6 protein-coding genes, 1 tRNA gene and 1 pseudogene are annotated in these 5,738 nt (G+C 62.3%); 3 read left to right on the top strand and 5 right to left on the bottom strand.

All coding sequences use genetic code 11. The annotated features are described in order from the left end of the window. Positions 1-562, bottom strand: a 562-nt coding sequence (locus EOA75_RS27670) for a LacI family DNA-binding transcriptional regulator (RefSeq protein ID WP_164747594.1), incomplete at its 3' end; no start/stop codon positions are given. Positions 563-791: 229 nt separating this feature from the next. Here EOA75_RS27670 and EOA75_RS27665 point away from each other — a divergent pair. Next, positions 792-1,946: a dihydrodipicolinate synthase family protein gene (locus EOA75_RS27665; protein ID WP_127240048.1), complete on the top strand. Its 1,155-nt coding sequence runs from the start codon at positions 792-794 to the stop codon at positions 1,944-1,946. Positions 1,947-2,416: 470 nt separating this feature from the next. On the opposite strand, the gene EOA75_RS34235 is transcribed toward EOA75_RS27665, so the two are convergent. The 3 genes from EOA75_RS34235 to EOA75_RS27655 form a co-directional block, all read right to left on the bottom strand. Further along, positions 2,417-2,590: a hypothetical protein gene (locus EOA75_RS34235; RefSeq protein WP_156751095.1), complete on the bottom strand. Its 174-nt coding sequence runs from the start codon at positions 2,588-2,590 to the stop codon at positions 2,417-2,419. 126 nt (positions 2,591-2,716) lie between these two features. After that, positions 2,717-2,791, bottom strand: a tRNA-Val gene (locus EOA75_RS27660). Between the two features lie 215 nt (positions 2,792-3,006). Continuing rightward, the gene (locus tag EOA75_RS27655) at positions 3,007-3,369 is read right to left on the bottom strand and encodes a response regulator (protein ID WP_006199474.1); all 363 of its coding nucleotides are present in this window, start codon (positions 3,367-3,369) and stop codon (positions 3,007-3,009) included. A gap of 165 nt (positions 3,370-3,534) precedes the next feature. Between EOA75_RS27655 and EOA75_RS27650 the strand changes: the two genes are divergently transcribed. Then, positions 3,535-4,476: an N-formylglutamate amidohydrolase gene (locus EOA75_RS27650; protein ID WP_067002532.1), complete on the top strand. Its 942-nt coding sequence runs from the start codon at positions 3,535-3,537 to the stop codon at positions 4,474-4,476. A gap of 303 nt (positions 4,477-4,779) precedes the next feature. Further along, complete coding sequence (hisN, locus tag EOA75_RS27645) at positions 4,780-5,553, top strand: histidinol-phosphatase (protein ID WP_127325649.1); 774 nt, start codon at positions 4,780-4,782, stop codon at positions 5,551-5,553. A 20-nt stretch (positions 5,554-5,573) separates the two neighbouring features. Here the strand turns inward: hisN and EOA75_RS35270 are convergent. Next, positions 5,574-5,738 (bottom strand): annotated as a pseudogene (locus EOA75_RS35270) (alpha/beta hydrolase); the annotation flags it as partial.

Below are 5,738 nucleotides of genomic sequence, written 5' to 3'. Positions count from 1 at the left end.
AGAAAGCCAGACGGAGGTGGCCTGTGCCGATCAGATGCTGGGTGGCGAGATAGGCGCCGCGATGGTTGTCGGGCGCGATTGCCGGGATGCGGCTCTCGGGCAGGCGGCGCATGGCGAAGACGACCGGCACGCCGGCAGCCTCGATGCGGCGGAAGGCGCCGGGCGTGGTGCCGCGCGCCGGCGAGACGATCAGACCGGCGACGCCCTGTTCCAGCAGCGACTTCAGCACTTCTTCCTGGCGGACCGGATTTTCCGCGGTGTTGGCGATGAAGGGCACGATGCCTGCGGCCTGAAAGACGCGCTCCATGCCAACCGCCAGCTCGGCGAAGAAGGGATTGGTGAGATCGTTGATCACCATGCCGATGACGTTGGAATGCGCCTTGCGCAGGTTGGCGGCGCCGCGGTTGTAGACATAGCCGACATCCTCGATCGCCTTGCGGACCTTGAGCGCGGTCTCAGGCCGGATCAGCCCGCTGCCTTGCAGCACGAGCGATACCGTCGATTTGGACACGCCGGCCTCGCGGGCGATGTCCAGGATCGTCGCCTTGGCCCGGCTGACCATATCCGTGCTTCCTCCGCGTCCGGCGCTAAAATTTATTGGAACGTTCTAAACATTGCGTCAAACCGGAGTCAACTGGGAATCATGTCGATTTCGAAAAATTGATCGATGGCCGGAAATGTATGGGCTTAGGGCCGCAGCGCTGCGTTGGATCGCTTCAGTCGCAGGGATCATAAAGGTTCTTGATTTATTGGAACGTTCCATCTATAGGCTACCACAAAGGGAGATTTCGATGGACATCATCCTGCCTGCGAAGAATGGCGATCGTGTCGGCTACCGGCTGGTCGGCCAACCGGCGCAGCCCAACATCGGCGCGGATTTCCCGCGCCTCGCCTATGCCGCCGCCCATGTCGTCGCCAACCCCTTCGCCATGACCGATCCCTGGTCGCGGCCGGCGGTCGACTGGGACAAGACCATGGCATTCCGTCATCATCTGTGGCGGCTCGGCTTCCGCATCGCCGAGGCGATGGACACCTCGCAGCGCGGCATGGGGTTCGACTGGGCGAGCGCGAAAGAACTGATCCGGCGCTCGATCGCCGAGGCGCGCACGGTGAAAGGCGCCGATCTCGCCTCCGGCGCCGGCACCGACCACCTGACGCCGGCCGCGGCAAGGACGCTCGACGATGTGATCCGAGCCTATGAGGAGCAGTTCGCCTTCATCGAAGGCGAGGGCGGCAAGGCGATCATGATGGCAAGCCGCGCGCTGGCGGCCGCGGCCAAAGGCCCGGACGACTATGCCCGCGTCTACGACCGGATCCTCAGCCAAGCCTCCGGCAAGGTGATCCTGCACTGGCTGGGCGACATGTTCGATCCGGCGCTCAAGGGCTATTGGGGCAGCAACGATTTCGATACCGCCTTGGACACCGTGGTCGCCATCATAGAGCGGCACGCCGACAAGGTCGAAGGCATAAAGATATCACTGCTCGACGCCGGCAAGGAGGTGCTGCTGCGCGACCGCCTGCCTGAAGGCGTGGTGATGTTCACGGGTGACGACTTCAACTATCCGGAGCTGATCGCGGGCGACGGCAAGAGGCACTCGCATGCGCTGCTCGGCATCTTCGATGCCATCGCCCCGGTGGCCAACCCCGCGCTGGCCAGGCTCGCCGAGGGCGACCGGGCCGGCTATGACGCGCTGATGGCGCCGACCGTGCCGCTGTCGCGCAAGATCTTTGAAGCCCCGACGGAATATTACAAGGCAGGCATCGTCTTCATGGCCTGGCTGAATGGCCACCAGGATCATTTCACCATGGTCGGCGGCATGCAGTCGGCACGCGGCGTCTGCCACTACGCCGATGTTTTCCGCCTCGCCGATCAGGCGGGATTGCTGGCCGATCCAGATCTCGCCGTCGCTAGAATGAAAGCGCTGTGCGCCGTCTCGGGCGTCTGAGAGGGATACGCCTCTCGCTTCCCCTGCCGCTGGCGAAGAGCGTAACTTTGATATCGGGCTTGGGCCGGCAGCAGCCGAAATTCAGCTGGAAGGGGTGGGCACCGCCGTCATGGACCATCATTAGGCCGACCGATCGGCAGCAGCGCATGTTCTCGCAGGCCGAGGTCTAGTCTAGATCCCAGTGACTTTGCGAGAAATCCGCTTCAACCGGTGCGGATCGATCTGCGGTTCTGTGTCGATGCTTCTGCCTCGAACGATTGATCACATCTCTCGTTTGGGCGAGGAGCTTCCTGTCGCTCTCGGCTTGAAGAGGGCGCGGGCGTGGATTGTCGGGAATTTGGTCTCGCATGACGCGTCTCCGGTCTTGGTTCAGACGGGAGCGCGGTCGCTGTCTCTCAGCCGCCGGCGTCCTTTGCTAGTTGCCGACCATGAAGGTTAACTTGCGGGCGTCAGATCAGTTGCACGGTGCGTTAGATCTTCTGGGCCTTGCCGGAATATCCAGGCTCGCTCTCGGGCCGATTGCACCGGATCCGTCGCGCTTGTTGCCGTTCGGCATCGACTTCGGCTCGAAGCCGATACCGCTCGGCGCGCAATTTGATGGAATCTATATAGACCTTCCAGAAACGGTCGTCGTCTTCGGCCATTGCAGCCAGTCCCCATTTGGCGTGCAACGGAACGCGTCCGCTTTGGTTCCGGAGTGCGGTTGGAAATCTTCGCCCCGGAGTTTCTGTGCCAATCGGCACATTGGGTTAGCTAAGTTATTGAAAGGATGGTGGGCGTGACAAGGATTGAACTTGTGACCCCTGCAATGTCAATGCAGTGCTCTCCCGCTGAGCTACACGCCCATCCGAAGCCGCGCATACACCATTTTTGGTCCGGCGCGTCAATAGCAGGAACAAGAAAAGAAAGCTCCGTTTTGCCGCAGCGGCGGAAGCGCCGATGCCTAAAGCGCGTCGCGTCGAAACGGGTTCGAGTGACGCGCTTAGATCTTTGTTTTGTGGATGTCGTTTTCCCAGCCGCTGCGCCGTTTTGGACGACATGCGCCGGCCGGAAAAACCCTTTAGGCGGCCTGAAGCATCTTTTCGACCTCGTTGACGAGATCGCGCAGATGGAACGGCTTCGACAGCACCTTGGCGTCCTTGGGCGCCTTGGAATCCGGATTGAGCGCGACGGCAGCGAAGCCGGTGATGAACATGACCTTGAGATCCGGATCGATCTCAGTGGCGCGGCGGGCAAGCTCGATGCCGTCCATCTCCGGCATGACGATGTCGGTCAGAAGCAGCGAAAAAGGCTCTTCGCGCAGCCGCTCATAGGCGCTGGCGCCGTTGTCGAAATCGCTCACCTGATAGCCGGCGCGTTCCAGCGCCTTGACGAGGAACCGGCGCATATCGTCGTCGTCTTCCGCCAGAAGAATGCGTGCCATCGTATCCCGTCCGAATCACCCGCCCCAAGCCTGCCGCCGGGCAAGCCCGTTAACCATCCTGTATATGAGGAGGAGACGGTAAACATCAAGTGAACGTTGGCCTTGTCGCGACCACTTCGACTGTGCGTTTCGCGGGGCTGAAATGCTGGACATGCCGGACGCAAGATGGCAGTTTCGCATCATGATGCAGTGCTTCGTCCTGGTTCGTTCAAATTGAAGACGGCAGCCGAGGATTTTTCGGTCACACCACCCTTCGAAATCCGATCGGGCGCCGAGCAACGCGTAGCTTTCCTGTTCAACTCGCCGCATAGCGGCCGCCATTATCCCGAGCGCTTCCTGGCCATGGTGCGGCTCGACCGCAACGCCATACGCCGGTCGGAGGATTGCTATGTCGATGAGCTGTTCGGCGGCGCCGTCGCGCTCGGCGCGCCGATGCTGGCGGCAAATTTCCCGCGCGCCTATCTCGACGTCAACCGCGAACCGTGGGAACTCGATCCGCGCATGTTCGCGGAGCCGGTGCCGTCCTTCTGCAATATCCGCTCTGCCCGCGTCGCGGGCGGGCTGGGCACCGTGCCGAAGCTGGTGGGGGAGGGGCTCGACATCTATCCCGGGCGTCTGCCGCTCTCCGAGGCCGTGGGACGCATAGAGGCCGTCTACAAGCCCTATCACGAGACGCTGAAGCGGCTCTTGACCAGGACCCACGCCAGGTTCGGCTATGCCGTGCTGATCGACTGCCATTCGATGCCGGCCAGCGTCCGGGTCGGCGACAATGGCGCGCGGCCGGATTTCATCATCGGCGATCGTTTCGGCATTTCCGCCAGCGCGGCTCTAACCGAGAGGGCGATCGGCCTGCTCACCGGAATGGGCTACGCTGTCGCGCATAACAAGCCTTATGCCGGCGGCTTCATAACCGAGCATTACGGGCGGCCGGCGCGTCATCTCCACGCGCTGCAGATCGAGGTCAATCGCGGGCTCTACATGAACGAGCGGACATTCCAGAAATCGGCCGGCTTCGACGCTTTAGCCGACGACCTGACGCGGTTTTCGGCCGAACTGATTTCGATGCCCGGCCATCATTTCCTCGACCTGCCGCTCGCCGCCGAATGACGGTGGCGCTGGGAACCGCAGCTCAAAAAAAGACCGCATCGTTTTCACGACACGGTCGAAGTCTAGGGAGGAAACGCCCAAGGAGGGCATGGACAGGATAAGCTGTCCGAGAACAAAGTATTGTGCGATGCACAAATGTCAATCGACTTCAGGCTTTTTTAATTCAATATGATGTGCAAATCCGGTTTCGGTGCCTGACGTGTGACTTTGAGGCAACAGGCGAGGGCGCCTGACCCGATTTCACGATCCGGTCCGGCAAGAAGACAGCGGCTGCGAGATGGTTGCCGCAACGGGGAGAGTGGGTTGGATATCAGCATCGACTTCATGCGGCGCATCGCGCGTGCCGCCGCCGCCGAGACCTTGCCTCGCTTCCGCAGCCAGGCCGCAGTCGCCAATAAGCTGGCGGAGAGCTTCGATCCGGTGACGGAGGCCGATCGCGAGGCCGAGCGGGCGATCCGGGCGCTTATCTCGGCGGAATATCCCGATCACGGCATCCTCGGCGAGGAGCATGGCAGCGAGAACATTTCGAGCCGGCATGTCTGGGTCATCGACCCGATCGACGGCACACGCGCCTTCGTTTCCGGCCTGCCGGTCTGGGGAACGCTGGTCGGACTGACGATCGACGGCGATGCCGTAGCCGGCCTGATGTCGCAGCCCTTCACCGGCGAGCTGTTCTATGCCAATGCCTCCGGCTCGCATTACGAAGGCCCGGGTGGCCCGCGCAAGCTCGCGACGCGCAAGACGACGGAGCTTTCGCAGGCGACCCTGTTCACCACCACGCCGGCGCTGTTCAAGGGCGCGGCGCGCAACCGCTATGACGCGTTCGAGAAACAGGTGCAGCTCGCCCGCTACGGCACCGACTGCTACGCCTTCGCCATGGTGGCGGCGGGCAGCGTCGATATCGTCGCCGATCCGGGTTTGAAACCCTACGACATCGTGGCGCTGATCCCGATCATCGAGAAGGCGGGCGGCGTCGTCACCACCTTCGAAGGCGGGCCGGCAGAAAACGGCGGCGACATATTGGCGGCGGCGACGCCGGAATTGCACGCCGCGGCAATGGCGGCGCTGCGCGGCTGATCCGCGGCGTCGTTCCGTGATCAGGCAGCGTCGCCGGTTCCCGGAACAAAAGCATCGAAGGCCGCCAGGAGCTGCTCGCGAAAGAGATCCCTCTCTTGCAGGATCTCATGATGCGCGCCGTCGATCATCAACAAAGAGCCGACGCGAAGCCGTCTGGCATAGGATTCGACCGCCTTGGTAGAGAC

Source organism: Mesorhizobium sp. M1A.F.Ca.IN.022.07.1.1, from assembly GCF_003997575.1.
Taxonomy (GTDB): Bacteria; Pseudomonadota; Alphaproteobacteria; order Rhizobiales; family Rhizobiaceae; genus Mesorhizobium.
The sequence above is the reverse complement of the archived record's forward strand: the minus strand, read 5'-3'. Positions and strand labels throughout refer to the sequence as shown.